Source organism: Corynebacterium kalidii (assembly GCF_022869005.1).
GTDB classification, from domain to species: Bacteria; Actinomycetota; Actinomycetes; order Mycobacteriales; family Mycobacteriaceae; genus Corynebacterium; species Corynebacterium kalidii.
This window is the reverse complement of sequence record NZ_JALIEA010000017.1, coordinates 645,956-672,201: the sequence shown is the minus strand read 5'-3', so window position 1 is coordinate 672,201 and position 26,246 is coordinate 645,956. Positions and strand designations below refer to the sequence as shown.

Below are 26,246 nucleotides of genomic sequence, written 5' to 3'. Positions count from 1 at the left end.
TCCCCCGCTAGGGCTGCCGTGGCCAGGTCAGCGGCGGTGGGCCTGGTCGAAGAACTCGACCTCCCAGCGGGCCGCGTCGAGGAACGCGCGGGCGGCTTCGGCGCGCTGGCGGGGGCCGGCGGAGGCGAACGCGTCCTCCACCAGGGAGACCGCCTGGCGTACGCTGCCGGTGAATTCGTCGCCGGAGTAGGTGTCCAGCCAGGCCGAGTAGGGGTTGTCCGGGGTGGAGCGTCCGGCGAGGTCCAATCCGACCTCGGCGTAGAGCCAGTAGCAGGGGAGGACGGCGGCGGCGCCGACGACGTGGTCGCGGGACTGCACGCAGGTCGCCAGGTGCGAGGTGTAGGACGCGGTGACGTGTGACGGGGCGGCAGGTTCGGCGTCGCCCAGCCAGGAGCGGTGCAGTTCGGCCTCCTCCTCGAGGCATTCGACCGCGCCGCGGACCCAGAACAGTGCGGAGGTGGGGTCGGGTGCGCTGGCCCCCAGGGAGGCGAGCGCGGGGGAGTAGCGGGACAGGTAGACCGCGTCCTGTGCCAGGTAGAAACCGAAGTCCTCCCGGGACAGGGCTCCGCTGCCCAGGTCGGTGATGAAGGGCAGTTCGGTGACGGCGGCGAGCAGGGGTGCCTGGGCCTGCCACAGGGCCGCCGTCCAGGGGCCGGCGGCGGGGATGCGGGCGGCGGGGGCCGTCGTCCCGCCCACGGCCGCGAGCTCGTCCGGGGTGTCGAGGGCCCCGGGGACGGATGTGGACAGGCTCCACGGGGTGGTGTCGGCGGCGCGGGCCAGTCGTCGTGCCCGGTGGGTGTGGTCCACCGGGCCGTTGCCGGTGCCGACGTGCAGGTCGTCGGCGTGGCGGATGGCTTCGGAGAGCCAGCGGCTGGACCACCGTAGTGCCTCTGCCGGGCTGTCGCCTGCGGCGAGCCGTGTGGCCAGGGCCGACGACAGCGAGCAGCCGGTGCCGTGGGTGTTGTGTGTGTCGACGCGGGTGACCGGTACGGCCGTGACCTGGCCGTCCGGTGAGACCACCGCGTTGTCGGCCGCGGTGCCGGACAGGTGACCGCCCTTGACGACCACGGTGGTCTGCAGCCCGGCGGCGAGCCGGCGGCCCTGGTCGAGTGCCTCGTCCAGGGTCGTGGCGGTGGTGGTGCCGCCGAGGGCGGCCAGTTCGGCGAGGTTCGGCGTGATCACGTCCACGGTCCGGCAGAGGTCACGCAGGGCGGCTTCGGCGTCTTCGGTGAGCAGCCGGTCGCCGCTGGTGGCGACCATCACCGGGTCGACGACGGTGACCGGGACCGGGTGGCGCCCGAGGTACTCGGTGACGGTGCGGGTGATCTCGGCGGTCCCGAGCATGCCGATCTTGACCGCGTCGACGGTGACGTCGTCGAAGACGGCGTCGAGTTGGGCGGTCAGGAAGTCGGTGCCCGGGGTGTGGACCTGCCGGACGCCGTGGGTGTTCTGGGCGACCAGGGCGGTGACCACGCTCATGGCGAACCCCCCTGCGGCGCCGATGGACTTGATGTCCGCCTGTGCACCGGCGCCTCCGGTGGGGTCGGTGCCGGCGATGCTGAGTACGCGGGGGATCATGCGGGGTCCTTCCGGTCGGTGTGCGTGAACAGGGTGTGCAGGTCGTCGGCTGCGGTGGTGGGGTCGTCGGCGGCCATGACCGCCGAGACCACGCAGATGCCCGCCACGGCGGTGCGCCGCAGGGCGGCGGCGTTGGCGGTGGAGACACCGCCGATCGCGACCGAGGGGATGCCGAGTTCCAGGGCGTGGCGGGCCAGGTCGTCGACACTGCCCGGGCCGGTCACCCCCAGGGCGCGTCCGGTGTCGGTCTTCGTCGGTGTCAGCTCCACCGGGCCGAGGCCGAGGACGTCCGGCGGGCGCATCCCGTCGGCGACGAGGCTGCTGAGCCGGTCGATCTGGGAGTGGTCGTCGACGGAGAGCCCGAGCATCAGGTGGTCGGGCAGCAGGTCCCGGGCGGTGCGGACGTCGGTGTCGTCCTGGCCGATGTGCAGGTGCAGCCCCAGCCGACGGGCCACGTCGATCCGGTCGTTGACGAACAGGGGGACCCCGGTGCCGGCGAGGACGTCGGCGACGTCCGCCGCGCGGTCGGCGAAGGCCCGGTCGTCGAGGGTCTTGTCGCGCAGCTGGACGACGCCCACTCCGCCGGCGACCGCCTGCTGGACGATGCCGGCCACCGCGTCGCGTCCCCCACCCAGTTCCGGGTCGGTCACCAGATAGAGGCTCCAGTCGACCTGCTCGGCGGTGGGGTGGCCGGGGGTCACCGGCCGGTCTCCTCGACCGCGACCAGGTCCGTGATGAGCGACGGGTCGGCCGCGACGGTGTGGAGCGCGTCGAGCCAGGCGACGGCGAAGCTGCCGGGGCCACGTCCGCCGCCGTCGGCGTCCCGGGCGGCGAGGGTGCCGGCAGCGCCCACGTGGGCGTGGGCGGCGAGCACCGCGTCGTGGTCGGTGAGCTCACCCGGGGTGGCACGGGCCGCACCCAGGTAGGCGGCGGTGAGTGCGCCGAGGGAGCACCCGGTGCCGATGACGAGCTGCAGCAGCGGGTCGCCGGAGTTCAGCCGGCTGGTCCGGCCGTGGGAGACGACCAGGTCCTGTGCCCCGGAGACGGCGACGACACCCCCGGTGCGGTCGGCGAGTGCGCGTGCGGCGTCCAGCGCGGCGTCGACCTCGTCGGTGGAGTCCACTCCGCGCCCACCGCCCGGTGTCCCGCCCTCGAGTGCGATCACCTCGGAGGCGTTGGCGCGTACGGCGGCGGGCCCGTGCGTGACGATGTCCCGGCAGAAGCCGGTCCGTGCCGCCGGCCCGCCGCAGGCCACCGGGTCGAGGACCCAGGGGGTGTGCGCGTCCGTGGCGCCACGGACCGCCTCCCGCATGGCGACGTACTGGGCGGCGGTGGGACTGCCGGTGTTGACCAGGACCCCGGAGGCGACGGCGGCGAAGTCCGCGGCCTCCTCGGGGGTGTCGACCATCGCCGGCGCGGCGCCCGCGGCGAGCAGGACGTTCGCGGTGACCTGGGGGACGACCTGGTTGGTGATGCACTGGACCAGCGGGGTGCGCTGACGCAGGGCGTGGACGGCATGGACGATGGTGGTGAGCGTGTCTGGCACGGACCATCCCTTCGCTAGTTCGAACTAGAGCAGGTTCAACGGGTGTGTTCTCAGCGCGAATGACCGCGCACCCCGTGTCTCGTGGTGTCCAGCCTACCGTGTGCCTCCGGGCGGATACGCCGGACCCCGGGCACGCCCACACCGGATGCGTGCCCGGGGTCTGATGCGTGCCCGGGGGAGGAGGGTGACTAGTCGGCCACGGCGCGGGTGTCGCGGCCGTCGCCGAACTTCAGGTTGTCGCGGACCTCGATGGAGCGGCTCTCCTGCTCGTCCTCGAGAGCGCGCAGCTTCCGCAGGGCGTTGCGTGCGTGCAGCTGCTGGCGGGTGGCCACCAGGTGCCACCGGTTCGGCGACAGGGTGTTCAGGCCCCAGCTGTAGGCGGCGACGAAGCGGTTGCGGAAGCCGACCATGAACATCAGGTGCACGGCGAGCCACATGAACCAGCCGACCGGTCCGGAGATCTCGGCCTTGCCCAGCTTCACCACGGCGTTGAAGCGGGACACGATGGCCATGGTGCCCTTGTCGAAGTACTTGAAGTCGGGACGCTCGGTGCTGCCCTCCTCGACGCTGGCGCGGATGATCGAGGCGGCGTGCTCGCCACCCTGGATCGCGACCTGGGCGAGGCCCGGCAGCTTGTCCAGGCTCATCATGTCGCCGATGACGAAGATCTCCTTGTGGTCGCCCACGGAGAGGTCCTTGTTCACCGGCACGCGGCCGGCGCGGTCGGCCTCGACACCGTCGATCTGGTCGGCGATGTGCTTGCCCAGCGGGCTCGCGGCGACACCGGCGGACCAGATCTTGCAGTAGGCTGGGACGGTGGTCTCTTCGTCGGTCTTCATGTTCTTGAAGGTGACGCCGTCGCGGTCGACGTTGGTGACCAGCGACTCGGTGACGACCTCGACGCCGAGCTTCTCCAGGGTCTTCTGTGCCTTGCGGCCGAGCTTCTTGCCGAAGGGCGGCAGGACGTGCGGGCCGCCGTCGACCAGCAGGATGCGGGCCTGCTCGGTGTCGGTGGTCCGGAATTCGTTACGCAGGGTGCGGTGGGCCATCTCGGCGAGCTGGCCGGCGAGCTCCACGCCGGTGGGGCCGGCGCCGACGATGACGAAGGTCAGCTGACGGGCCTTCTCGGCGGGGTCGTCGGTGATCTCGGCGCGCTCGAAGGCGCCGGTGATGCGGGCGCGCAGTTCCAGGGCGTCGTCGATGCTCTTCATGCCCGGGGCGAACTCGGCGAAGTGGTCGTTGCCGAAGTAAGACTGGCCGGCGCCGGCGGCGACGATGAGCGAGTCGTACTGCAGGACGACGTCCTTGCCGCCGAGGTCGGCGGTGAGGACCTTGTCGTCGACGTCGATGTCGCGCACCTCGGCCTTGATGACGCGGGCGTTGTTCTGCTTGCGCAGGATCTGGCGGATCGTCGGGGCGATCTCACCGGAGGACAGCACACCGGTGGCCACCTGGTACAGCAGCGGCTGGAACAGGTGGTGGTTGGTGCGGTCGATGATGGTGACGTCGACGTCGGCCCCGGCGAACTTCCTGGCGGCGAACAGCCCACCGAAGCCTGCGCCGACGATGACGACGTGGTGACGGCCGGACGGCCGGAAGGGGGTGGCGGTTGTCATATCAGCGAAACTCCTCGTTCTGCGGTGACTGCGGCGCACTCGTCGGTGTCGGCGCCGGCGGGGTCATCACGTGTTCTCTCTGCGTTGTGTCTGTGGCACTGCTGCGTGTTCTACAGGGGGTCGGTGGACGCCGGTGTAGTGTCGTCAGCCGACGGACCTCCCGGTCGCGTCGGACCTGGGTGCCCATACTAGTGCCTGTCGACGGTGTACTCATCACGCGGGCAGCATGCGGTCAGCTCTCGTCGGGCCCCTTTCTGTTTCGGGTGCAACCGGGGGTGAGTGATAGTTTTACCCAGGAACGCATGATACCAGCGAGGACGGAGGCGGAGGTGGCACCAGCTGTCGACGACGGCCGACGCCGTCGCGACCCGCGCGACGGTCGGGAGGCCTACATCGACCCGGAGCGCTGGCCCGGCGTGGCACGCCTGCCCGAGGCACCGTTCCTCGGGCGGCGGGCGGTCAACCTGCAGCAACGGCTCGAGGAACTGACCCAGCGCCATGGCGTCGCCCTGACCGCCGGAGCGGTTCCCCGGCTGGTGGTCGACGACGGCCTGGTCCTGGACCGGGTCGTCGACGCCGGCTGGCTCGGCCTCGCCGAGGGGTACATGGCGGGGGAGTGGACCGCCGAGCCACTGCCGGACGTCCTGGGGGTGCTGCTGACCCAGCCCCTGGAGGGCGGCCTCGGACGGACGTTGTCCCGGCGACGCCGGAGGGTCTCCGGTCACGTCCGGGCCGGTGACCTGCCGGACGCCCTGGTCGACATCTACACCGGCCGCTACCGTGCCACGGGTTCCGCCCTGTTCGCCTCGGGGACCAGGACGTCCGAGGTGGAGACCCCGGACCAGGCCGGGCACGCCACGGCGGTGACGGTGCGGTACTTCGACGCGCCGACCGACCCCGGCCTGGTCGAGCGCGCGGACCTCGACTCCGCACAGCGGCACCGCATCAACGCCATGCTGGACGAGGCCCAGGTCGGACCTGGGCACCGGGTGCTGGAGCTCCCGTCGTCGGGCGGGGCACTGCCGGTGATTGCGGCCCAGCGCGGCGCCCACGTCGACGTGCTGACCTCGGACGTCGATCATGCCGAGAGGGTGCGCGCCTACGCCCACGACGCCGGGGTCGGCGGGGCGGTGCGGGTGCAGACGATCCGCGGGCCGGTACCGTCCCCCCGCCAGTGGGCCGGCACCTACGACGCCGTCTTCAGCGTGGAGCGGATGGAGACCCTCGGCGACGACGGCACCATCCACTTCCTCCGCGCGGTGGAGCGCATGCTCGCCGCCGACGGGATCGCCGTGGTCCAGTCGGTGGTGCGGGTCCCGGACTCCGGGCTGCCCGACGAGACCGTCGGCGACAGCATGGACGTGATGCGCGCCTACGTCTGGCCGGCCGTGGAGTACCCCACCGACGGGCATGTGCTGACCCAGGCGAACCGGGCGGGGCTGCGGTTGACGGCACGCAACCGGATGGGCTCGCACTACGCCACGACGTTGGCGTTGTGGCGCAGTGCGTTCAACGCGCGGGAACGGGCTGCGGCGGCGGCCGGTTTCGACGCCGTCTACCGCCGGCTCTGGGACTACCAGCTGGCCCTGCACGAGGCCCTCGCCCGCGCCGGGGCGTTGGACTGCGAGCAGTTCGTGTTCCGGCGCTTCTGACGGGGAGGTTCCCCGGCGCGCGACACCGTGTGGCTACACCGTGTAGAGGTCGGCGTCCCGGGTCTCCGGCATGAGCCGGATGGCGACCAGGCTGACCAGGACGACGACCGCGAGGTAGGCGCCGACCGCCCACGGGCCGTGTGCGGTGGCCAGCGCGACGGCGATGAACGGGGCCACCGCCGCGCCCAGGATGGACGAGACGTTGTAGGCGATCCCGGAGCCGGTGTACCGGACGTTCGTGGGGAACATCTCCGGGAGGACGGCGGACATGGAGCCGAAGATCAGGCCCATGAGGAACATCCCGATGGCCAGGAACACGCCGGCCTTGACCTCCCCGGAGGTGGCGGGGTCGAGGAACGCCTGGAAGGCGCCGGAGTAGATGAGCACCAGGACGGAGACCACGGTGAGGTAGCGGCGTCGTCCCACGGTGTCGGAGAGGTGGCCGGCCAGCGGGATGCCCACCACGAAGAACAGGACGGTGATCAGCTGGATCACCAGGAAGTGGTTGTAGGGGATCCCCAGGCCCTCGCCGGCGTCGCGGTCGCCGATGCCGTAGGACAGGAACCAGGTGGTCACCAGGTAGAACAGGGTGTAGGTGGAGACCATCACGAAAGTGCCGAGCAGGACCGGACGCCAGGCGGTGCGGAAGACCTCGACGGTGGGGACCTTGACGTCCTCGCCCTTGTCCAGGGTGTCCTGGAAGACGGGCGTCTCCTCGAGCTTGAAGCGGACGTAGAGCCCGATGACCACCATCACGGCCGACAGCAGGAACGGCACCCGCCAGCCCCATGTCATGAATGCGCCGCCGGGTGCACCGTGGGTGTGGTCGAGTGCCAGGACGAGGATCAGGAACAGCCCGTTGGCCAGGATGAAACCGAACGGTGCCCCGAGCTGGGGCCACATGGCGGCGCGGGCGCGTTTGCCCTCTTCGGCGTTCTCGGTGGCCAGCAGTGCCGCGCCGGACCATTCGCCGCCCAGGCCGAGCCCCTGGCAGAAGCGCATCAGCGCCAGCAGTGCCGGTGCCCACAGGCCGATCTGCTCGTAGGTGGGGAGCAGGCCGATGATGAAGGTGGCGATGCCCATGGTCAGCAGGGCGCCGATCAGGGTGGCCTTGCGTCCGATGCGGTCACCGAAGTGGCCGAAGAGCACGGACCCGACCGGTCGTGCCACGAAGGCGAGTCCGAAGGTGGCCAGGGACGCCAGGAGCCCGATCGTGGAGTTCTCGTTCTCCGGGAAGAACAGGTGGGGGAAGACGATGATCGCGGCCGTGGCGTAGGCGTAGAAGTCGTAGAACTCGATCGTCGTGCCGATGGTCGAGGCGAAGATCACACGACTCTTCTTGTTGCCGGTGGCCGTGACGGGCGGCACCGGTGCGGGTGGATCGGAGTGGTCGGTGAGGGACGTGGTCATGGAGCGGCTGCGATTCTCTCTTCGTGAACGTGGATGTGTCGTGACGACGATCTGTGAAACTACGCTTCCCACACAGCGAACGCAAACGTCCGCTGTATGGGATAAATCGGTTGGGTGCCCTGCCCTCCGCGCAGCACCTAGACTGCTTTCGTATGGGAGACAAGCAGGTACGCACACCAGAACACGCAGCGCCACCGGTGATCGTCGTCGGTGCCGGACTCGCCGGGCTCGTCGTCGCCTACGAGGCGGAGAAGGCGGGACGGGAGGTGCTGGTCCTCGACCAGGAGAACCGCGCCAATCTCGGCGGACAGGCCTACTGGTCGCTCGGCGGGCTCTTCTACGTCGACAGTCCGGAACAGAAGCTCATGGGCATCAGGGACTCCGAGGAACTCGCCTGGCGTGACTGGCGGAACTCCGCGGACTACGACGACGCCGACAACGACCACTGGCCCCGGCAGTGGGGCCGGGCGTACGTCCACTTCGCGGCCACGCAGAAACGCGACTACCTGCGCTCCCTGGGGCTGAATGTGCTGCCGACCGTCGGCTGGGCCGAACGCGGCAGCGGCGACGCCTCCGGGCACGGCAACTCGGTGCCGCGGTTCCACCTCACCTGGGGAACCGGGCCGGAGGTCGTCCGGGTCTTCCGTGAACCCCTGCTCGAGGCGGAGAAACGCGGGACGGTCCGTTTCGCCTTCCGTCACCGGGTCGATGAACTGGTCGTCGAGGACGGTGCGGTGACCGGCGTGCGCGGGAGCGTGCTGACCCCGTGTGACGAGCTCGGGAGGGGCGTGGCCTCACCACGCGAGGTGGTCGACACCTTCGAACTCCGGGGAGCGGCCGTGGTGGTGACCTCCGGCGGAATCGGGGGCGACCTCGACCTGGTGCGCCGGTCGTGGCCGACGCAGCGGTGGGGGGAGTGCCCCGCCGACCTGGTCGCCGGGGTGCCGGCGCATGTCGACGGGCGGATGATCGGGATCTCCGCCGCGGCCGGTGCCACCACGGTGAACACGGACCGGATGTGGCACTACACCGAGGGGATGGCGAACTGGGACCCGGTGTGGCCGAACCACGGCATCCGGATCATCCCCGGTCCCAGCACGTTGTGGTTCGACGCGGAGGGTCGGCGGCTGCCGACCAGGATCTTCCCCGGCTCCGACAACCTCGCCTCCCTGGAGCACATCGGACGCACCGGCCACGGCTACAGCTGGTTCGTCCTGGACAAGACCATCGCCGACAAGGAGTTCATCTTCTCCGGGTCGGAGCAGAACCCGGACCTCACCGACAAGTCCCTGCGGAAACTCGCCGGCAAGGTCGGACCGGGGACCCATGTCGCGGTCCGTAACTTCATGGACCACGGGGAGGACTGGGTCATCGCCGACGACCTGGAGTCGCTCGTGGAGGGGATGAACAACCTCACCGACGACGGCGCGCCGGTGATCGACCCCGGGGAGCTCCGTGACCAGATCGAGGACCGCGACAGCCAGCTCGACAACAGGTTCTCCAAGGACGCCCAGGTCAACTACCTGGGCACGGCGCGCAAGTTCCTCGGCGACAGGATCGTGCGCGCGGCGAAGCCCCACCGGATCCTCGACCCGGCGCACGGCCCGTTGATCGCGGTGCGGCTGAGGATCGTGACCCGCAAGACGCTCGGCGGGATCGAGACCGACCTGTCGGGACGCTGCCTACGCTCCGACGGCACCGTCCTGCCGGGCCTCTTCGCCGCCGGCGAGGTCGCCGGATTCGGCGGTGGCGGCATGCACGGGAAGAACGCCCTGGAAGGGACGTTCCTCGGCGGCTGCATCCACAGCGGGAAGCGCGTCGGCGAGGCGTTGGGGCGGCGTGAGGGCAGTGCCGGTTAACGCCGGTTAACGCCGGTTACGAGCCGTCTACGACGCGTCGCCGCCGGTAGGCTCGCCCGACGGGGTGATGACCGGGAAATCCGACCAGGGGAAGTCGATCCACTGGTCGGTCTTCTTCCACACGTAGTCCGGCTTGATGATCGAGCGGGACTTCTCGTAGATCACCGCGGTGCGTGCCTCGGCGACGGTCTCGGCACAGAACTCCTGGACGAGCTCCAGGGTCTTGCCGGAGTCGGCGACGTCGTCGGCGATGAGGACCTTCATCCCGGACAAGTCGACGGCCTCCGGGGTGGGGGGAAGCATCACCGGCTGGTCCAGCGTCTCGCCCACGCCGGTGTAGAACTCCACGTTGATCACGGAGACGTTCTTGATGCCCATCGCGTAGCCCAGGGCACCACCGATCAGCAGCCCGCCACGGGCGATGGAGAGGATGAGGTCGGGCTTGTAGTCGTCCACGACCGTCTGTGCCAGCTCCTTGATGGCGGTGCCGAAGAGGTCGTAGGTGAGGATCTCGCGTTCAGTGTTCGAGGGGCTCGTGGGGCTCATAACGACTCATCGTATCGTGTGCCCGTCGCGCGCGTGACAGACTAGTCCCGGTTACGGCCCGGGGTCGCCGGAGCGCCGTCGGCGCCCCCGTCCTGCCCGTCGGCGCGACCGTCGGGCGTCCACCCGTCGGCCCACGTGCCGGAACCGTAGTCGTAACCGACGTCGTTGCCGTCCTCGTCGGTCCGCCGGTACCAGTCGGTGACCCGGTCGGCGGTGGAGTCGAAGTGGGCCCCGGCACCGGTGCCGTCCTCGGTCCTGGAGACGGACAACTCGAAGTCGTCACCGTGCTCCTGCATGCCCTTGACCACGGCGTTCTGGATGGCCGAGCGCGCGTAGTCGCGCCGGATGGCCGCCGGGTCGGTGGAGAGGTCCTTCACGAAAGCGACCGCCAGCACGATCAGCACCACGGAGAACGGGATCGCGATGAGGATCGTCAGGTTCTGCAGGCCGGTCAGCGCGGTCTCCCCGCCGGTGAGGAGCATGACCACGGCGATGCCCATCATGCACAGGCCCCAGAAGACCACGACCAGCTTCCTGGGCGACGGGTTGCCCTTCTCCGACAGGGTGCCCATCACCAGCGACGCCGAGTCGGCGGAGGTGATGAAGAAGACCGCCAGCACGAAGACCAGGATGAACGGTGTCAGCGAGCTCAACGGGAGGTTGTCGAACACCGCGAACAGGATCTGCTCGGGCGAGGCGTCACCGGCGACACCGTCCTTGCCCTCCCTGAAGAAGGTGATGGCCGTGCCGCCGAAGACCGTGAACGCGAGGATCAGAATGAAGGTCGGGGCCAGCGTGGTCACCAGGGCGAACTCGCGGATCGTGCGGCCGCGGGAGATCCGGGCGATGAACAGTCCGACGAACGGGGTCCAGGCGATCCACCACGCCCAGTAGAACGCCGTCCACACGGACTGGAACTCCAGCGTGTCCTCGCCCCAGGACAACGAGCGTCCCATCATGTCGAACATGTTGTCGGCGTACGCCATGATGCCGGAGGGCACGAGGTTGAGCAGGAACAGCGTGGGCCCGAGGAGGAAGGTGAACAGGACCAGCCCCAGGGTGAGGGTGATGTTCAGGTTCGACAGGTAGCGGATACCGCGGGCGGCACCCGAGACGGCACTGACGATGAAGCACAGGGTGAGCACGGCGATGATCATGATCAGCACCGTGTTGGTGACCTCCGAGGCGCCCGAGACGATCTGGATCCCCTCGCTGATCTGCAACGCCGACAGTCCCAGTGTGGCGGCGGTACCGAACAGCGTGGCGATGATCGCCATCATGTCGACGAGGCGACCGGCGATCCCCGACGTCTGGCGTTCACCGAACAGGGAACGGAAGACCGAGCTGAACAGGGAGACGCGGCCGCGGCGGTAGGAACTGTAGGCCAGTGCGCCGCCGACCATGGCGTAGAGCCCCCAGATCGCCAGGCCCCAGTGGTAGTGCGCCTGGGCCAGACCGCGGTGCAGGGCCTCGGGGGTCTCTGGGTACGTGGTGTGCGGTGGCGGGTCCATGTAGTAGGTCAGCGGCTCGGAGGGGCCGAAGAAGAAGATCCCCACGCCGAGGCCGGCGCCGAACATCATGGCGATCCACGCGAAGCGGGAGAACTCGGGTTCCTCGCCGTCGGTGCCCAGTGTGATCTGCCCGAACCGGGAGAAGGCGAGGTAGATCATCAGACCTGCGGCGGAGACCATCACCACGTTGAGGAGCCATCCGACGTTCCTGATCGCCCAGGAGAACATCGTCGAGGAGACCGCGGACACCGACGACGGGCTGGTCACGCCCCAGGCGATGAAGGAGAGGATCAGGGCCGCGGTGATGAAGAACACGGCCTTGTCGAGACCGAAGCGGTTACGTTGGTCGTCGATGCTGATCCCGGGGACGAGCCCGGGGTGCATGTCGTCGGGGTAGAGCCCGGTCTCCGGGGCGGCCGGCGCGTCCGGGGCGTCCGGGGCGTCTGGCTCTGCGGCCGGGGCCGGTGGGGTGGAGGAGGCGGAGAGAGGGGAGGAAGGCTGGTCCGGTGAATCCGGCACGGAGTCGTTCCGTTCTCCACCCGGTAGTACCGTGCCCGGCGAACGGGCACAGGTGCACGGTACCGGGCGGTGTAGAGGTCAGTTCGCCGGGTGATGTTACGGGACGGGCCCCGGATAGTCAGCCTCGACCGATCGCGGGAAGGCTGCGTGCCTCCAGGTCCGCCACCGCGCGGGAGTCCGCCGGAATCACCCCACGATCAGCCAGTCTGTGCATCAGCTTCGACGCCTGTGCCAGGTAGCTCGACTCCTCGGCCGGGGTGGTGGCCGCGTCGGCGTGTCGGAGGAGTTTGAGCGCCCGGTCCGCATCCCCCTGCAGCGCGTCGCTGAGGTCGTCCACCCCCGTGCGCCGGGCGTTCTGCTCGGCGGCGCGCCAGGCCCGTGACAGCACCGACACCGCGGCGACGTAGGCGTCCACGGCGGTGGCGTCGGGGTGGCGCCTGTCGCCCGGGATGTTCTCGGTCCGCAGCTGCCCGGCGCGCTCCAGGGCATCGTGGAAGTCCTGGTTGACCGGGAGCGAAAGATCCCACAGGGCGGGGAACCGCAGGAGCTTCTCCGGGTCGAGCTCCCAGGCGCCGTAGTGCTCCAGGACCGAGTCGTGGGTGGCCACCGCCGTGGTCCAGCGTCCGACCGTCGCCGTGGCGGAACCGGCAGGGCTGGCAGTGCGTGAAGAACCGGCGGGGCCGGCAGGGCGCGCGGAGGTCCGGACGACCAGCCACAGCATCACGGCCGCCGCGAGAACGCCCCCGCCCACCGACGCGCCGGGTGCCGACACCCGTGACAGCACGAACAGGCCGACCACCCCGAGCACGGAGAGGACGGCGACGGCAGCGGTTCCTGGCGTGACGCCGGGCGTCACGCCTGGCGCGCCGGTGGCCGTAGTGCGGGTGTGTGCCATGTCTGAACAATGTACCGGACCGGTGACCTCGTCCGGCACGGGGATACGAGGGGATAAGATACGTCCGTGACCGACCACAGAAACACGCGGGAGCCGTCCCCGGCGCCCGTGACGAACCGGCCCGGTGCCGGATGGGTACTGCCGGCTGTCGGGGGTGCGGCGGCCGCGGCGCTGCTCGTCATCGCCCCGACACTCCCCGAGGGAGCGGGACGGACCGCCGCGTACCTCGTCGCCGCCGTCGCCATGGTGGCGGTGATCACCGGGTTCCCGCTTCTCCTGCGGAGACACCACGGCAGCGCCGGGCCGGGCCCCCGCAGTGCGGTGGCCGTCGGGACCTTCCTCGGACTCTTCGTCGGCGGGCTCGTCGCGGTCGTTCCGGCGGGGTTGTCGACCGGGCAGGAACAGCCGGGCGCCGTGGCGGGCGGGCCGCCCGGTGGTCTGGCCGAGATCTGGGAGTCCGCCGTGGCTCTGGCGGACGGGACCATCGAGGCTGGTTCGGAACGGCTGGTGTCCTTCGACGTGGACGACTTCATGGAACGGTCCGCCAGCTTCTCGTTCATCGGTGACGACGGCACGGTCTACAGCTCGAACTGGTCAGTCTCCGACGGGTGGGGCGAGGTCCGTGAAGACACCACCGGATCGTCCCCCTACACCCGGCGCGACAGTTTCGGGGCGGCCCAGGTCTCCGCTGATCTCGACGAGGTCGCCGCGGACGCGCTGGAGGCGGGGGCCGGAGTCGTCCGGGGGCTGACGTTCCTGGGGGTCGAGATCGAACGGGCCGACCCCGGCCTGGTCGTCGACGTCCCGGGGCGCGAGCACGTCGTGGGTACCGACGGTGCCGAAGCGGTGATCGGTGTGTCGCTGCGGGACGACCCGGACACCAACATCGGCGTGTTGACGGTCCAGGCCGACGCCGCCGGCGGACTCTCCGCCGCGTTGGCGTCCCCGGCGGACCCGGTGGCGACCTTGGACCGGGTCGAGACGGCCTACCGCGCGGCCGGGGTGGACCCGGCGGAGGTGCGGCTCTACGAGTTCACCTCCATGGGCGACCTGGACCGGGAGTCGAGGATCGCTGTGGAGGTCCCGGGGCGTCGTTACTACCTCGACTGGGCGACGGGCGGCTTCGCCGAGCTAGAGGTCGCCGACATCACCGGTGGGGCCGAGGGGCCGGTCCTCGCCGACGTCGACGCCGCGGCCCTGGGGCGTGCGGTCGACGATGCCCGCGCCCGGGGGAACCTCGATCCGAAGGAGCTGGACGACGTCTCCGTCGACATCAGTGACCGCCTGGGCGAGGACGCCTACGCGGGACGGTTGACCGCGCGGGTCACCGTGGCCACGGACCCCGACGCCAGCGGCATCTACGGTGTCGTCGGTGACGAGGCGGGGCGCTACCTCGGTCCGGTCTAGTTGCCGGGGGTTGTCGCGATAAACGTAACCTGTTACGGTTATGTCAGACGGGCTCCTGGCGGCGGGTTACCTGCAAAGTATCCCCCCGCTGCCGACGCCTCCTCCGGAGGAGATGACCGTCGAAAGGATCGAGCACCCGCGGGTTCCTGCTGTTCGCAGATTCCCTCCGGGTGTCCAGTTGTCTGCGGCCCCTTCCGTTCACTGCACCACCGGACCTGGGAGAGGACACCATGCAGAAGAACCCGCACCGTAACCACTCCGACCGTGCCGACGAGACGGTGTCGGGGCGCGCCTCGGCGCTGCTCGGCTACACCACCCGGCAGACACCGCAGGACGTCCCGGCACCCGGCCGCGGCGACCAGGTCCCCAACAGTGCCGGCGGGCACGTGTTCGAGGTCACCCCGGAATCCCGCCTCGACAGGTTCCTCGTCCTCGGCAGTGACGGAGGCTCCTATTACGCCACTGCGGCGGGGCTGACTGAGGACAACGCCCGGTTCATCCTCTCGGACCTGCAGAGTCGCGGGCGTGGGGTCGTCGACCAGATCGTCGCGGTCTCCATGGCGGGGCGCGCACCGAAGAACAGCCCTGCACTGTTCGCTCTGGCCCTGGCGGCCAGCCACGGGGAGGCCGACACCCGCAGGTACGCCTTGGGGAACCTTCCGAAGGTCGCCCGTACCGCGTCGCACCTCTTCGAGTTCCTGGCCTACCTCGACAACCACCGTGGTTGGGGCCGGCAGGTCCGTGACGCCGTCGCGTCCTGGTACCTGGACAGGGACGCCGAGGCGATCGCCTACCAGGCGGTGAAGTACCGTCACCGGTCCGGCTACACCCACAAGCGAGTGCTCGACAAGGCCCACGTCGCCGATGCCGTCGGTGCCCACGCTGACGTGCTGCGCTGGGCCCGGTACGGCAAGGCCCGCGACGGGGTTCCGGCGGTGATCCGCCAGTTCCGCGAGGTGGCGCAGTGTCCTGAGCGGGCAGTGGAGGTGATTTCCCGCGACGGGTGCCAGCTGTCCTGGGAGATGCTGCCGAACGAGGCACTGTCCGTTCCCGCCGTGTGGCGTGGCCTGATCGAGGCCGACCGCATCCCGGTGACGGCCCTGATCCGGCAGCTGACGCGGCTGACCAGGCTGGGGGTGTTCGACGACCCGGAGATCTCGCGCACGGTCGCGGGGCGGGTCACTGACGTCGACCGCCTCGCCCGGGGCCGGGTCCATCCGGTGAGCGTCCTGGTCGCGCTGCGTACCTACGCATCCTGCGAGGGGGCGGTGCCGCGGATCATCGATGCCCTCAACGAGGCCTACATGGCGGCGTTCGGGACGCTTCCCGGCATCGACGCGAGGGTCGCGCACGCTGTCGACGTGTCGGGCTCGATGCACGGGAGCCCGTTCCGCGGTGGACCACTGACGGCGGCGGAGGTGTCTGCGGCGATGGTCTGCACGGGCCTGAAACAGAACCCCGATGCGCACGTCTGGGCGTTCACCGGCGGGCAGACCGAGGGCGGCGCGTGGAGCCGCAGGTCGCACATCGAGAGGTTCTCCGGGTTGTCCGCCGGTCAGCGCATCGACGATGCGGTCGACACCCTGCGATCGGCCCGGTGGGACGGCACCGCCACCGACGCGGCGGCGCCGATACTGCACGCCCTGGACAACGACATCGCGGTGGACACGTTCATCGTCTACACCGACAACGAGACCTGGGCGGGGGAGATCCACCCGTACCAGGCCCTGCGGCGGTACCGGGAGGCCACGGGCATCGACGCGAAACTCGTCGTGATGGCGATGACCTCCACGGGATTCACCATCGCCGACCCGGAGGACGCGGGGATGCTCGACGTCGTCGGGTTCGATGCCGCGGTGCCGACGGTCGTCGCCGACTTCGTCTCGGGGAGGTGAGGTACAGCCGTGCCCCGCTCTGCAGGACCGCAGCTCCCGAACGCGGTCGCCCGGCAGCTCCGTGACGCCGTCTCGTCGGCCCAGGACGCCCGCGACCGCGCGACGGAGCTCCGTGTACGAAGGAACGAGGCCGTACGCCACGCTCACGAGCTCTACGGGTGCGGGGCCACCGAACTGTCACGCCGCAGCGGGCTCGGCGTGGAGACCGTGCGGGCGATCCTCTCCGGACGGACGTAGGGGACAGGACCACCGCGGCCACCGCGGGCGGGAACTCGTCCGGGGAACATGGATGTCATCCTGCCAGACGGGCCGTCCGCCACCGTGTGAGGGCCACGGCGCACAGGACCACCACGATGCCGACCGTCACCCCGATCACGGTCTCGGCGACGCGGGCCGCCAGGAGCTGTCCCACAGGTTGCGGATGGGCCAGGTAGACCATCAGCAGGGCCAGCGGGGTGATGAACACCAGCGCCAGCGAGTAGTTCCTGAGCACGAACAGTTCGGCGAGGAACTGCATCAGGACCACCCAGACGACGACCTGCCAGGGCTGGCTGGGGAACGACAGCAGGAACGCGGCGACGGCGACGCCGAGGACCGTCCCCACGATCCGGTGCAGGCCGCGCTCCACCTGCTGCAGGCGCCGGGGTGCCGACAACGGCACCACGGCGGCCACCTGGGCCCAGTAGGGGGACGGGATCCCGGTGAGCGTGGCCACCGAACCACCCACCAGGGCCGCCGTGCCGTACCGGAGGAACTCGCGGCGCCGGTCGGCGACCGGGACGAACGCCGGCGGGACGTCCCGGGCGTCGGCGTTCGCCTCACCGACCCACCGGGACAGCACACCGAGCAGCACACACCACGTGGCGGACGCCGCGGCGATCGCCAGGGCCAGCCACGCGGGGACGCCCACCGGGGTCGAGGCCACCGCCGTGGTGGCGAACACCGGGAACACCGCACCGGCGGGCTGCAGGCCGCGCACACTGACGAACGTCGCGGACCCCGCGGCGACGAGTGTGCCCGCCAGTACCGTGACCCACGCGTGTACGGCACCGGACCACCCGGCGCCGAACTGGGCGATGACCCCGCCCAGCCCCACGCACAGCGACAGCATGACCCCGACGCAGAGCTGCTGGCGCACCCGCGTGCGGGGCGTGGTGTAGCGGCCGTAGAGCGAGGAGAACGCGCCGAACGACGCGAACAGCGACCATTCGATGCGGTCGGTGACCAGCAGGAGGGCCACCGGTACGGCCAACGACAACGTCACCCGCACCGCCGGCACCAGGTCCGCCCGCGCCGGCCCGAGGGTGACCAGGCTGCGGGCGGTGGAGGTCACCATCGCCCGGGACGGGTGGTTCACGCCCCCTGCCACACCGTGTCGAACGGGGTGTTCGCGGTGACACGGTGCTCGATGCCACGGGTCACCAGGTCCTTGGCCTTCTGGACGGCCTCGACGATGCCGGTGCCCTTGGCCAGCTCCGCGGTCAGGGCCGCGGCGACGGTGCAGCCGGCACCGGAGACCCGCTGCTCACCGATCTTCGGGGCGGAGAACCGGGTGATCGTGTGACCGTCCCACAGCACGTCCACGGCCTCGTCGCCGGGCAGTTCCACGCCGCCCTTGGCCAGGACGTAGGGGACGTGCTCGCCGATGCGCCGGGCGGCCTCCTCCAGCTCGTCGACGGTGGTGATGCTCTCCATGCCGGACAGGGTCTGGGCCTCGAACACGTTCGGGGTGACGACGGTGGCCAGGGGCAGGATCTTCTCCCGCAGGGCGTTGTCGGTGTCCAGCGCCGCACCGGGCTCCTGGCCCTTGCAGATCAGGACCGGGTCGACCACCAGGTTCCTCCAGCTGCGTTCGGCCAGCTTCCCGGCGACGACGTCGATGGTCTGCGGGGTGCCCAGCATGCCGACCTTCGCGGTGTCCATCGCCTCGACAGGGTGGGTGGCCAGGGCCGCCTCGAACTGCTCGGCGATGACGCCGGGCTCCACCGGGTGGAACCGGTGGCCCCAGTTGTCGGCAGGGTCGAAGGCGACGATGCAGCTCAGCGCGCCGACACCGTAGACACCGAGTTGCTGGAAGGTCTTGAGGTCGACCTGGATACCGGCTCCACCGGTGGCCTCGGAACCGGCGATGACGAATGCGACGGGAGGAGTGTTCAGGGAAGTCTTGGACATCATGGACATCATGGTAGGTCAGCGGGCGTGGTGCGGGACCACACGGTGTCAGTTCGCACCGTGCACGGCGGCGAACGGGTCCCACCCCGGGTCACGGTGGACATCGAGCTCGATGTCGTCGGTGATCCGGTCCGCCACGGTCGGCCCGGCCAGCGCGGTGACCAGGGCGTGCGTCATGTCCATCCCGGCGGCGACCCCGGACGAGGTCCACACCGGTGCGTCGGCGCGGTCGTCCCCGGTGGGGGTCCCGGTGTCGAGGACCCACCGCGCCTGCGGGATCCAGTCGACCCGCTCTCCCTGGGAGGTGGCCCAGGCCCACGACTTCTTGTTCGACGTCGCCCGGCGCCCCTCCAGGACACCGGCGGCGGCGAGCACCGCCGAACCGGTGCACACCGACGTGACCACCGTGGCGTGTCGGCAGATCCCGGCGATGTCGGCCAGGACACCGGCGTCGCCGACGAGGGTCCGGGTGCCGATGCCGCCGGGGACGAGCAGGATGTCGGGCCCGTCGGGTGCGCGGCACAGGTCGGCGAGCCCCAGGTCCGCCTGGACCTGCGCGCCCTGTGCACTGCGGACCGGGTCCCCGGCTTGAGCCGCCACCCCGGCGTACACGACGGTCCACCCCGGCACGTGGGAGAGGATCTCCACCGGTCCGAAGACATCGAGGACCTCGAAGCCCTCGTAGAGAAGCACGGTCACCGTCCTGGTGGCTGCCGGGTCTCCGGTCGTCACCATGCCGGGACCTCACCGTCGGCGGGGGTCACGCGCAGCTCCGACCGGGATACGGCGACGTCGTTGATGCTGGCTTCACGCCGCGCCATCAGTCCGTCGTCGTCGAACTCCCAGAGCTCGTTGCCGTAGGACCTCCACCACTGGCCCTGCGCGTCGTGCCACTCGTACTGGAAGCGCACGGCGATCCTGTTGCCGCTGAATGCCCAGAGGTTCTTGCGCAGTCGGTAGTCGAGTTCGCGGGCCCACTTGCGGGTGAGGAAGTCGACGACGGCGGCGCGGCCGACGACGTGTTCTCCCCGGTTCCGCCATTCGGTGTCGGGGGTGTAGGCCAGCGCCACCCGCTGCGGGTCGCGGGTGTTCCAGGCGTCTTCGGCGGCCTGGACCTTCGCCAGGGCGGTGTCCAGGGTGAACGGGGGTGTGGGGTGGGTTGTCATGGTTCCGACGCTACGGGGTGGACACCGGCACGGGTGAGTGGCATAAATGACCTGTGCCGAACATTACGCGCCATTCCGCGGGCGCCCATCACGTCGTCATCCTGGCGCTTCCCCATGTCGTGGCCTTCGACCTGTCGACGGCGGCCCAGGTCTTCGGCTTCCGGGAGGAGGACGAGTACCGGACGACGGTGGCCGGCAACGCCCCCGGGGAGGTGGAGACGTCCACCGGGTTCACCGTCGGGGGTGTCTGCGGTCCGGACGTTGTCCTGCAGGCGGACACGGTCGTCGTCCCGGGGTTCAACAGCCGCCTCGACACCGCTGACCCGGGGACGCGGGAGGTGCTCGATCTGCTGGTCCGGGCGTCGGAGGCGGGGGTGCGTATCGTCTCCATCTGCACAGGGGCGTTCGCCCTCGCCGCCGCCGGGCTGCTGGACGGCCTGACGGTGACCACCCACTGGTACCGCGCCGGGGAGCTGCAGGAGACCTACCCGGCGCTCACCGTCGACCCCGGTGTCCTCTACATAGACCACGGACATGTCGCCACGAGCGCCGGCGTCGCCGCCGGGATCGACCTCTGCCTGCACCTGGTGCGGCGCGACATGGGAGAGCAGGTCGCGACGCGTATCGCCCGGCGGATGGTGGTCGCGCCGCACCGGGCGGGCGGCCAGGCCCAGTTCATCGAACGTCCCGCCGTACGCCCGGAGACCGGGATGGCACCGGTGCTCCAGTGGATGACCGAGCACCTGTCGGAGCCGCTGACGGTGACCGACTGCGCGCGCCGGGCCGGGATGTCACTGCGCCATTTCCAGCGCCGGTTCACCGCCGAACTCGGGGAACCGCCCGCCACCTGGCTCATCCGGCAACGGGTCTCCGAGGCCCGTCGGCTCCTCGAGGTCACCGGCCTCACCGTCGACGCCGTCGCCCGTCGGGCGGGCTTCGGTACGGCGACGACGATGCGCCGGCACATGGTCGCCCAGCTCGGGGTCACACCCACGGCCTACCGCCGGAGTTTCGGCGGCCCGTCCTGACGGTAGCCGGCCAGGAAGTTCCCGAGCCGCTCCATCGCGGTGGCCAGCACCTGCTCCGGGGGCAGCAGCACGATCCTCAGGTGGTCCGGGGCCGGCCAGTTGAAGCCGGTGCCGTGGACCAGCAGGATGTGCTCCTGCTCCAGCAGGTCCATGACCAGCTGTTCGTCGTCGTGGACCGGGTGGACGGCCGGGTCGAGCCGCGGGAAGGCGTACAACGCCCCACGAGGGGTCACGCAGCTGACCCCGTCCATGCCGTTGAGCGCCGAGCTGACGGTGTCACGCTGCCGGGCGAGCCGTCCAGCTGGCCCGGTGAGACCGGTGATCGTGTCGTCGGCGGCGCACCCCTCGCCACCGAGCGCCGCCACGACGGCGTGCTGCCCGGGGACGTTGGGGCACAGACGTGTCGACGCCATGAGATCCAGGCCGTGCAGGAAGTCCGTGGCGTGCTCCTTCGGTCCGGTGACCACCATCCACCCGGCGCGGTACCCGGCCAGGCGGCTGCTCTTCGACAGTCCGGAGTAGCTCAGGGTCAGCACGTCCGGGGCGACCGCGGCGAGATGGGTGTGGACCGCCCCGTCGTAGGTGATCGTGTCGTAGATCTCGTCGACCAGCAGCGTCAGCGAGTGCCGGCGGGCGATGTCGGCGATGCCCCGGAGGATGTGCGGCGGGTAGACGGCGCCGGTGGGGTTGTTCGGGTTGATGACCACGATCGCGGTGGTGCGGTCGGTGATCCGGGACTCCATGTCCGCCAGGTCCGGGTTCCAGTCGTCGTCCTCGTCGCAGGCGTAGTGCACGGCGGTGCCGCCGGCGAGGGTCACCATCGCCGTCCACAGCGGGTAGTCGGGCGCGGGGACGAGGACCTCGTCGTGGTTGTCGACCAGTGCCTGGCAGGTCATGGTGATCAGTTCACTGACCCCGTTGCCGAGGTAGACGTCCTGCCGGCGCAGCTCCGGGAAACCGGACACCGCACCGTAGCGGGCGATGACCGCGTCCAGGGCGGCGGGGATGCCGTGGGAGTCGGAGTAGCCGTGCGAGTCGGGCAGGGCCTGCGACATCCGTGCGGTGATCTGCGGGGGCGCGGCGAAGCCGAACGGTTGCGGGTTGCCGATGTTGAGTTTGAGGACCTCGGTTCCGGCGCGTTCCATCGCCGCGGCGCGGGCGGCGACCGGTCCACGGATCTCGTAGAGGACGTTGCGGAGCTTCGACGACTGACGGACGGTCCTCGGTGCTGTGGTTCGGGGGTGGTTCACGGTTTCTCCTCCATGGCGGTAGGTGGTTGGGACGGTGTTGTCCGGGTTGTCCGGGTTGTCCGGGCGCGGACGGCGGTTGTGGCGCAGGCGATGACGAGAAGGCCACTCAGCAGGGTGGGCAGGGTGACGTGTTCCCCCAGCAGCAGCACGGCCCAGGCGATGCTCAGCAACGGCTGGACCAGCTGGACCTGACTGACCTGGAGCATGGGCCCGAGGGCGAGGCCGCGGTACCAGGCGAAGAAGCCCAGGAACATGCTCACCACGCCGAGGTACCCGAACGCGGCCCAGGCGTCGGGGCTGACCGCCGACCATGCCGTCCCGGCCGACCCCGCCACCGACAGGAGGGAAAGGACGGACAGGACGGCCATCACGGGTGACCCCAGGACCAGCGCCCAGCAGATGGTCTGCCAGGACCCGAGCTCGCGGGAGAGCAGTCCACCCTCCGCGTAGCCGACGGCCCCCGTGGCCACGGCGGCGAGCAGAAGGAGGTCCGCGCCGTGGAGGCCTCCTCCGGTCCCGCCGCCGTGCAGGACGCCGGCGGTGGCGGCCGCGGCCGCTCCCAGTGCGGCCGCGGCCCAGAACCTCACGCCGGCACGTTCCTTGGTGCGCAGGACGGTGACAGCGGCGGTGGCCGCCGGGAGCGCCGCGATGACCACGGCACCGTGGGCGGCCGGGACGTCCTGGAGGGCGAACGAGGTGCAGACGGGGAACCCGACGACGACGCCGCCCGTGACCAGGCCCAGCCGTAGCCACTGCCGGGCGTGGGGTCGTCGCCGGTACTGGCCGGTGACGAGGAGCGCGACGCCGGCGAGTACCGCGGCGACGACGGCCCGTCCGGTGCCCGTGAACACCGGGGACAGACCTCCGGTGACGGCGACCCGGGTGAGGGGGACGGTCAGGGAGAAGGCGAGGACACCGAGCGCTCCCCACCACAGCCCCGGCGGCAGGATCGGCGGCAGTATCGGTGGACCGTTGCCGGCAGTAGCGCTACTATGATCATTCATGTCTCAGAGTAGCAGTACGCACCTCGTGACGGAACTCCGCCGATGGATCGACGGGAAAGCCGTCGGAACCCCACTACCGGCCACCCGCGCACTGGTCCGCGACCACGGCGTCGGCCCCGGAACCGTCCAGTCGGCGCTGCGCACCCTCGTCGCCGAAGGCCTCGTGGAGACCCGCCCCGGAGTGGGGACCTTCGTCGCCGCAGGCCCGGCAGGACGACGGATGCACCCCGCCGACTACTCCTGGCAGGCCGGGGCACTCGGCGCCCCCACCACCTCCGGGGCGACTGCGGCGACTGCGGCAGCCGCGACCGCCGCCGGCAGCGGCGGCGACGGACCACTGCGACCGACCCCCGAGGACGCCGTCAGCCTGCACAACGGATACCCCGACCGACGCCTGCTACCGGAGAAACTCGTCCGGCAGGCCCTGGCCCGCGCCGCCCGCAGCGACGCCGCGGTCACCGCCGCCCCACGCGCCGGGATGCCCGGACTCCGGCACTGGTTCGCCCACGAACTGGCCCAGGATACCCCCGCGGGGACCACACCGGCAGCGGCAGCCGACGTCACCGTCCTGCCCGGAACCCAGTCCGGCCTCGCGGCGATCTTCCGCGCCGTCGCCGCCCCCGGCGACCCGGTGGTCATCGAGTCACCCACCTACTGGGGCGCGATCCTCGCCGCCGGCGAGTCAGGGGTCCGCCTGGTCCCCACCGTCGGCGGCGACAGCGGACCGGACCCCGTCGAACTCGACCGCACCCTCACCCGCACCGGAGCCCGCGCCTTCTACGCCCAACCCCGCCACGCCAACCCCACCGGAATCACCTGGGCCCCGTCCCGCCGACGCGAGGTCACCGACATCCTCACCCGCCACGGCGCCTTCCTCATCGAGGACGACTGGGCCCGCGACTTCGGCATGACCGACCACCCCGAACCCGCCCCGATGGCCGCCCACGACGACGCCGGCAGGGTGATCTACCTGCGGTCCCTCACCAAGAGCGTCTCCCCGGCACTGCGGGTCGGCGCCGTCGTCGCCCGCGGCCCGGTCGGTGAACGCATCCGGGGCAACGTCGCAGCCTCGGCGATGTACGTCAGCCCCCTGCTGCAGACCGCGGCCCTCGACGTCGTCAGCCAACCCGCCTGGCGCACCCACCGCAACGCCCTCCGGGGCCACCTACGCTCCCGCCGCGACCTGCTCGCCGACGCCGTGCGCACCCACCTGCCGGAGGCCGTGCTGACGGGGCTCCCCGGCGGCGGACTGAACCTGTGGGTCCGGCTACCCGACGACACCGACCTGCACCGGCTCGTCGTCGAGTGCGAACGCGCCGGGGTGATGATCGCCTCCGGCGACGGTCTGTTCCCCGCGGAACCCACCGGCACGTTCATCCGGCTCAACTTCGCCGGACCGGACCCGGGACGTTTCGACCCTGCGGTCAGGACGATCGCCGGGGTCCTGTCGCAGTGTCGCTGACATTGTCACGGACACCGTCGCTGAGCCGCTCGAGCACCGACGCCACCCCGTCGTCGTCCGCCGCGGCGGTGACGTCGTCGGCGACGGCGAGGACGGCCGGGTCCGCGTTCGCCACGGCCACGCCACGCCCGGCCCAGGCGAGCATCCCGACGTCGTTGAGCCCGTCGCCGAACGCCAGCACCTCACTGCGGTCGATGCCCAGGTGGGAGCACAACCGGGACAAGCCGGTCGCCTTGTCGACCCCGGCGGCCATCACCTCCACGAACGGTGCACCGGAGAGGGTGACCTCCACCTCGCCGAGTCCCCGGGTCACCCCGGGCTGCCGGGCGACCCGGGCGAACAGCTCGGACGCGGGAAGCGTGGGGTGGCGGAACACCAGTTTCCCCGCCGGCGCGGCCGCGAGCGCGGTGACGTCCGCCCGCTCCATCGTCGCCGGGTCACGGCTGTGGTCCGCGGTGACCGCCAGGCGGGCGTAGCCGTCCTCGGCGAGGAAACGGGCACCGAGGTCGCGGACCACGGCGAAGCGGACGTCGGGCACACGGTCCCGGACCGTCGCCATCACCCGGGTCAGGGCGGCGGTGCCGATCTCGGCGGAGAACAGCGTCTCGGACGTGTCGAGGTGCACGGCACACGCCCCGTTGCCGCAGACGGCCCAGTCGGAGAACGCGGCCTGACCGTTGACGGCCCTGACCCCGCGGACATTGCGCGCGGTGACGGGGACGACCCGGACCCCGGTCGACCGCACGGCGGTGAGGGCCGCGACGGTCCGTCGGCTCACGGTCCGGTCGCCGCGCAGCAGCGTGTGGTCCAGGTCGGTGGCGACCAGCCGGACGGGCGTCATCCCCGGCTGGTTCCGGGGGCGTCGCCGGGGACGAGGGTGCCCAGCTCCTCGCCGTCCCGGCCCAGCACGCCGAGGGTCCCGTCGCGCAGTTCCACGGTGGTCACGCCGAGCAGCCACTGCGACCAGCCGTCGCCGCAGGCCATCATCGTGGTGGGGAACGGCTCCACCGTGGCGGTGGTGCCCTCGACGGTGTAAGTGGTGGTGATGCCGTTGCAGGCGTCGCTGCCGGTGATCCCGCCGTCACCGTCGAACGTCAGGTAGCCCTTGCCGTCGGGGTCGACCCAGGTGCCGGTGAAACCGGCGGGTGTGGCGGGAGTGGTCACGGTGGAGGCCTCCGTCTGTGTCGTCTCTGTCGTTGGCGTCGTCCCGGTGTCGCCGCACGCCGTCAGCCCGACGGCGAGCAGCGCCGCGGCGACGGCGGCGGTGCCGCCGCGTCGCGTGCGCATCACAGGTCCGGACGCAGCACGCCGAGCACGCCGCCGTCCTCACCGTGGACCACGAGGACGGCACCGTAGTGGTGGACGGTGGACACACCCTGCAGCCACGGGCTCCACGGCCCGGTACAGGCCATCAACGTGGAGACGAACGGCGCGACGTCGGCGACGTTGCCGTTGACGGTGTACGACGATCCGACGCCGTTGCAGCCGTCCGTGCCGGAGACCCGGCCCCGGTCGAAGGTGAGCTTCGCCCCGCCGACCGGGTTGACGTCGACCCACGTGCCCGAGAAAGGGACCGCAGGGACCGACGAGACCGGCACGGGCGGCTGTGCCGCAGCCGAGGGTCCACCCGCCAGGCCGGCGACGGCGAGCGCCGCGACGGCACCGGTGACGATCTTTCGTGTGAGGGTCATGACGTTCCACTCCTTCTGGTTCTGCCGACTCCATCGCCC

At 70.9% G+C, this 26,246-nt stretch carries 24 protein-coding genes and 1 riboswitch; of the genes, 7 read left to right on the top strand and 17 right to left on the bottom strand.

The features are described 5' to 3' along the window. Positions 1 to 27: 27 nt before the first annotated feature. From MUN33_RS13805 to MUN33_RS13790, 4 genes are all read right to left on the bottom strand, one after another. A complete protein-coding gene (locus tag MUN33_RS13805) occupies positions 28 to 1,578 on the bottom strand; it encodes a bifunctional hydroxymethylpyrimidine kinase/phosphomethylpyrimidine kinase (RefSeq protein WP_244805473.1) in 1,551 nt (516 codons plus the stop codon). Beyond that, positions 1,575 to 2,279 (bottom strand): thiamine phosphate synthase, encoded by a 705-nt coding sequence (gene thiE, locus MUN33_RS14325; protein WP_244805472.1) that lies wholly within the window; start codon positions 2,277 to 2,279, stop codon positions 1,575 to 1,577. Before thiE ends, MUN33_RS13805 begins: the two co-directional genes overlap by 4 nt. Next, positions 2,276 to 3,103 carry a hydroxyethylthiazole kinase gene (gene thiM / locus MUN33_RS13795; protein ID WP_439647866.1) on the bottom strand — a complete coding sequence of 276 codons (828 nt, stop codon included), beginning with the start codon at positions 3,101 to 3,103 and terminating at the stop codon, positions 2,276 to 2,278. The genes thiE and thiM overlap by 4 nt, the downstream gene beginning before the upstream one ends. A gap of 10 nt (positions 3,104 to 3,113) precedes the next feature. Further along, positions 3,114 to 3,209, bottom strand: a riboswitch (TPP riboswitch). A gap of 103 nt (positions 3,210 to 3,312) precedes the next feature. Beyond that, positions 3,313 to 4,740: an NAD(P)/FAD-dependent oxidoreductase gene (locus MUN33_RS13790; protein WP_244805470.1), complete on the bottom strand. Its 1,428-nt coding sequence runs from the start codon at positions 4,738 to 4,740 to the stop codon at positions 3,313 to 3,315. A 329-nt stretch (positions 4,741 to 5,069) separates the two neighbouring features. Here MUN33_RS13790 and MUN33_RS13785 point away from each other — a divergent pair, with 329 nt between their 5' ends. After that, complete coding sequence (locus MUN33_RS13785) at positions 5,070 to 6,392, top strand: class I SAM-dependent methyltransferase (RefSeq protein ID WP_244805469.1); 1,323 nt, start codon at positions 5,070 to 5,072, stop codon at positions 6,390 to 6,392. A gap of 33 nt (positions 6,393 to 6,425) precedes the next feature. Here MUN33_RS13785 and MUN33_RS13780 read toward each other — a convergent pair whose 3' ends face one another. Further along, positions 6,426 to 7,802 carry an MFS transporter gene (locus tag MUN33_RS13780; protein ID WP_244805468.1) on the bottom strand — a complete coding sequence of 459 codons (1,377 nt, stop codon included), beginning with the start codon at positions 7,800 to 7,802 and terminating at the stop codon, positions 6,426 to 6,428. A 152-nt stretch (positions 7,803 to 7,954) separates the two neighbouring features. On the opposite strand from MUN33_RS13780, the gene MUN33_RS13775 reads away from it, so the two are divergent. Beyond that, positions 7,955 to 9,661 carry an FAD-binding dehydrogenase gene (locus MUN33_RS13775; protein ID WP_244805467.1) on the top strand — a complete coding sequence of 569 codons (1,707 nt, stop codon included), beginning with the start codon at positions 7,955 to 7,957 and terminating at the stop codon, positions 9,659 to 9,661. Between the two features lie 27 nt (positions 9,662 to 9,688). Here the strand turns inward: MUN33_RS13775 and MUN33_RS13770 are convergent, their stop codons facing one another. The 3 genes from MUN33_RS13770 to MUN33_RS13760 form a co-directional block, all read right to left on the bottom strand. Then, complete coding sequence (locus MUN33_RS13770; RefSeq protein ID WP_244805466.1) at positions 9,689 to 10,207, bottom strand: phosphoribosyltransferase; 519 nt, start codon at positions 10,205 to 10,207, stop codon at positions 9,689 to 9,691. A gap of 41 nt (positions 10,208 to 10,248) precedes the next feature. Beyond that, positions 10,249 to 12,102: a BCCT family transporter gene (locus MUN33_RS13765; RefSeq protein WP_244805551.1), complete on the bottom strand. Its 1,854-nt coding sequence runs from the start codon at positions 12,100 to 12,102 to the stop codon at positions 10,249 to 10,251. Positions 12,103 to 12,355: 253 nt separating this feature from the next. Further along, positions 12,356 to 13,132, bottom strand: a complete 777-nt coding sequence (locus MUN33_RS13760; RefSeq protein ID WP_244805465.1) for a DUF2786 domain-containing protein — start codon at positions 13,130 to 13,132, stop codon at positions 12,356 to 12,358. 66 nt (positions 13,133 to 13,198) lie between these two features. Here MUN33_RS13760 and MUN33_RS13755 point away from each other — a divergent pair, with 66 nt between their 5' ends. The 3 genes from MUN33_RS13755 to MUN33_RS13745 all read left to right on the top strand — a co-directional run bounded on the left by MUN33_RS13755 (position 13,199) and on the right by MUN33_RS13745 (position 16,671). Beyond that, entirely contained in the window at positions 13,199 to 14,539 is a 1,341-nt protein-coding gene (locus MUN33_RS13755; protein ID WP_244805464.1) for a hypothetical protein, read from the top strand. A 230-nt stretch (positions 14,540 to 14,769) separates the two neighbouring features. Then, positions 14,770 to 16,434, top strand: coding sequence for a TROVE domain-containing protein (locus MUN33_RS13750; RefSeq protein WP_244805463.1), 1,665 nt, complete (start codon positions 14,770 to 14,772; stop codon positions 16,432 to 16,434). 9 nt (positions 16,435 to 16,443) lie between these two features. Continuing rightward, the gene (locus MUN33_RS13745; protein ID WP_244805462.1) at positions 16,444 to 16,671 is read left to right on the top strand and encodes a hypothetical protein; all 228 of its coding nucleotides are present in this window, start codon (positions 16,444 to 16,446) and stop codon (positions 16,669 to 16,671) included. 55 nt (positions 16,672 to 16,726) lie between these two features. On the opposite strand, the gene MUN33_RS13740 is transcribed toward MUN33_RS13745, so the two are convergent. Genes MUN33_RS13740 through MUN33_RS13725 form a run of 4 tightly spaced genes read right to left on the bottom strand, consistent with a single transcriptional unit; the run spans position 16,727 to position 19,772 of the window. Continuing rightward, a complete protein-coding gene (locus tag MUN33_RS13740) occupies positions 16,727 to 17,791 on the bottom strand; it encodes an FUSC family protein (RefSeq protein WP_244805461.1) in 1,065 nt (354 codons plus the stop codon). Then, positions 17,788 to 18,609, bottom strand: coding sequence for a bifunctional hydroxymethylpyrimidine kinase/phosphomethylpyrimidine kinase (thiD, locus tag MUN33_RS13735; protein WP_244805460.1), 822 nt, complete (start codon positions 18,607 to 18,609; stop codon positions 17,788 to 17,790). The genes MUN33_RS13740 and thiD overlap by 4 nt, the downstream gene beginning before the upstream one ends. A gap of 45 nt (positions 18,610 to 18,654) precedes the next feature. Beyond that, complete coding sequence (locus tag MUN33_RS13730) at positions 18,655 to 19,341, bottom strand: DJ-1/PfpI family protein (protein WP_244805459.1); 687 nt, start codon at positions 19,339 to 19,341, stop codon at positions 18,655 to 18,657. Continuing rightward, the gene (locus MUN33_RS13725; protein WP_244805458.1) at positions 19,335 to 19,772 is read right to left on the bottom strand and encodes a nuclear transport factor 2 family protein; all 438 of its coding nucleotides are present in this window, start codon (positions 19,770 to 19,772) and stop codon (positions 19,335 to 19,337) included. The genes MUN33_RS13730 and MUN33_RS13725 overlap by 7 nt, the downstream gene beginning before the upstream one ends. 53 nt (positions 19,773 to 19,825) lie before the next feature. Here MUN33_RS13725 and MUN33_RS13720 point away from each other — a divergent pair, with 53 nt between their 5' ends. Beyond that, positions 19,826 to 20,800 (top strand): GlxA family transcriptional regulator, encoded by a 975-nt coding sequence (locus MUN33_RS13720; RefSeq protein ID WP_244805457.1) that lies wholly within the window; start codon positions 19,826 to 19,828, stop codon positions 20,798 to 20,800. Here MUN33_RS13720 and MUN33_RS13715 read toward each other — a convergent pair. Both MUN33_RS13715 and MUN33_RS13710 read right to left on the bottom strand, forming a co-directional pair. Then, on the bottom strand, positions 20,770 to 22,050 hold the full coding sequence (locus MUN33_RS13715) for a pyridoxal phosphate-dependent aminotransferase (RefSeq protein WP_244805456.1): 1,281 nt from the start codon (positions 22,048 to 22,050) through the stop codon (positions 20,770 to 20,772). The two genes, MUN33_RS13720 and MUN33_RS13715, sit on opposite strands and share 31 nt — an antisense overlap. Then, positions 22,047 to 23,054 carry a DMT family transporter gene (locus MUN33_RS13710; RefSeq protein WP_244805455.1) on the bottom strand — a complete coding sequence of 336 codons (1,008 nt, stop codon included), beginning with the start codon at positions 23,052 to 23,054 and terminating at the stop codon, positions 22,047 to 22,049. The genes MUN33_RS13715 and MUN33_RS13710 overlap by 4 nt, the downstream gene beginning before the upstream one ends. Between MUN33_RS13710 and MUN33_RS13705 the strand changes: the two genes are divergently transcribed. Next, entirely contained in the window at positions 23,053 to 24,516 is a 1,464-nt protein-coding gene (locus MUN33_RS13705) for an aminotransferase-like domain-containing protein (protein ID WP_244805454.1), read from the top strand. The two genes, MUN33_RS13710 and MUN33_RS13705, sit on opposite strands and share 2 nt — an antisense overlap. Here MUN33_RS13705 and MUN33_RS13700 read toward each other — a convergent pair. Genes MUN33_RS13700 through MUN33_RS13690 form a run of 3 tightly spaced genes read right to left on the bottom strand, consistent with a single transcriptional unit; the run spans position 24,479 to position 26,207 of the window. After that, positions 24,479 to 25,357, bottom strand: coding sequence for an HAD-IIB family hydrolase (locus MUN33_RS13700; protein WP_244805453.1), 879 nt, complete (start codon positions 25,355 to 25,357; stop codon positions 24,479 to 24,481). The two genes, MUN33_RS13705 and MUN33_RS13700, sit on opposite strands and share 38 nt — an antisense overlap. After that, on the bottom strand, positions 25,354 to 25,803 hold the full coding sequence (locus tag MUN33_RS13695) for an META domain-containing protein (RefSeq protein ID WP_244805452.1): 450 nt from the start codon (positions 25,801 to 25,803) through the stop codon (positions 25,354 to 25,356). The genes MUN33_RS13700 and MUN33_RS13695 overlap by 4 nt, the downstream gene beginning before the upstream one ends. Next, entirely contained in the window at positions 25,803 to 26,207 is a 405-nt protein-coding gene (locus MUN33_RS13690; protein ID WP_244805451.1) for an META domain-containing protein, read from the bottom strand. The genes MUN33_RS13695 and MUN33_RS13690 overlap by 1 nt, the downstream gene beginning before the upstream one ends. Between the last annotated feature and the right edge of the window lie 39 nt (positions 26,208 to 26,246).

Bases quoted from the DNA above. Each gene is read 5' to 3' on its own strand.
- MUN33_RS13805 (WP_244805473.1), bottom strand. From the start codon at position 1,578: ATGATCCCCCGCGTACTCAGCATCGCCGGCACCGACCCCACCGGAGGC.
- MUN33_RS13790 (WP_244805470.1), bottom strand. From the start codon at position 4,740: ATGACAACCGCCACCCCCTTCCGGCCGTCCGGCCGTCACCACGTCGTC.
- MUN33_RS13780 (WP_244805468.1), bottom strand. From the start codon at position 7,802: ATGACCACGTCCCTCACCGACCACTCCGATCCACCCGCACCGGTGCCG.
- MUN33_RS13775 (WP_244805467.1), top strand. From the start codon at position 7,955: ATGGGAGACAAGCAGGTACGCACACCAGAACACGCAGCGCCACCGGTG.
- MUN33_RS13770 (WP_244805466.1), bottom strand. From the start codon at position 10,207: ATGAGCCCCACGAGCCCCTCGAACACTGAACGCGAGATCCTCACCTAC.
- MUN33_RS13765 (WP_244805551.1), bottom strand. From the start codon at position 12,102: ATGCACCCCGGGCTCGTCCCCGGGATCAGCATCGACGACCAACGTAAC.
- MUN33_RS13760 (WP_244805465.1), bottom strand. From the start codon at position 13,132: ATGGCACACACCCGCACTACGGCCACCGGCGCGCCAGGCGTGACGCCC.
- MUN33_RS13750 (WP_244805463.1), top strand. From the start codon at position 14,770: ATGCAGAAGAACCCGCACCGTAACCACTCCGACCGTGCCGACGAGACG.
- thiD (WP_244805460.1), bottom strand. From the start codon at position 18,609: ATGATGTCCAAGACTTCCCTGAACACTCCTCCCGTCGCATTCGTCATC.
- MUN33_RS13730 (WP_244805459.1), bottom strand. From the start codon at position 19,341: ATGGTGACGACCGGAGACCCGGCAGCCACCAGGACGGTGACCGTGCTT.
- MUN33_RS13725 (WP_244805458.1), bottom strand. From the start codon at position 19,772: ATGACAACCCACCCCACACCCCCGTTCACCCTGGACACCGCCCTGGCG.
- MUN33_RS13705 (WP_244805454.1), top strand. From the start codon at position 23,053: ATGTCTCAGAGTAGCAGTACGCACCTCGTGACGGAACTCCGCCGATGG.
- MUN33_RS13710 (WP_244805455.1), bottom strand. From the start codon at position 23,054: ATGAATGATCATAGTAGCGCTACTGCCGGCAACGGTCCACCGATACTG.
- MUN33_RS13700 (WP_244805453.1), bottom strand. From the start codon at position 25,357: ATGACGCCCGTCCGGCTGGTCGCCACCGACCTGGACCACACGCTGCTG.
- MUN33_RS13695 (WP_244805452.1), bottom strand. From the start codon at position 25,803: ATGCGCACGCGACGCGGCGGCACCGCCGCCGTCGCCGCGGCGCTGCTC.
- MUN33_RS13690 (WP_244805451.1), bottom strand. From the start codon at position 26,207: ATGACCCTCACACGAAAGATCGTCACCGGTGCCGTCGCGGCGCTCGCC.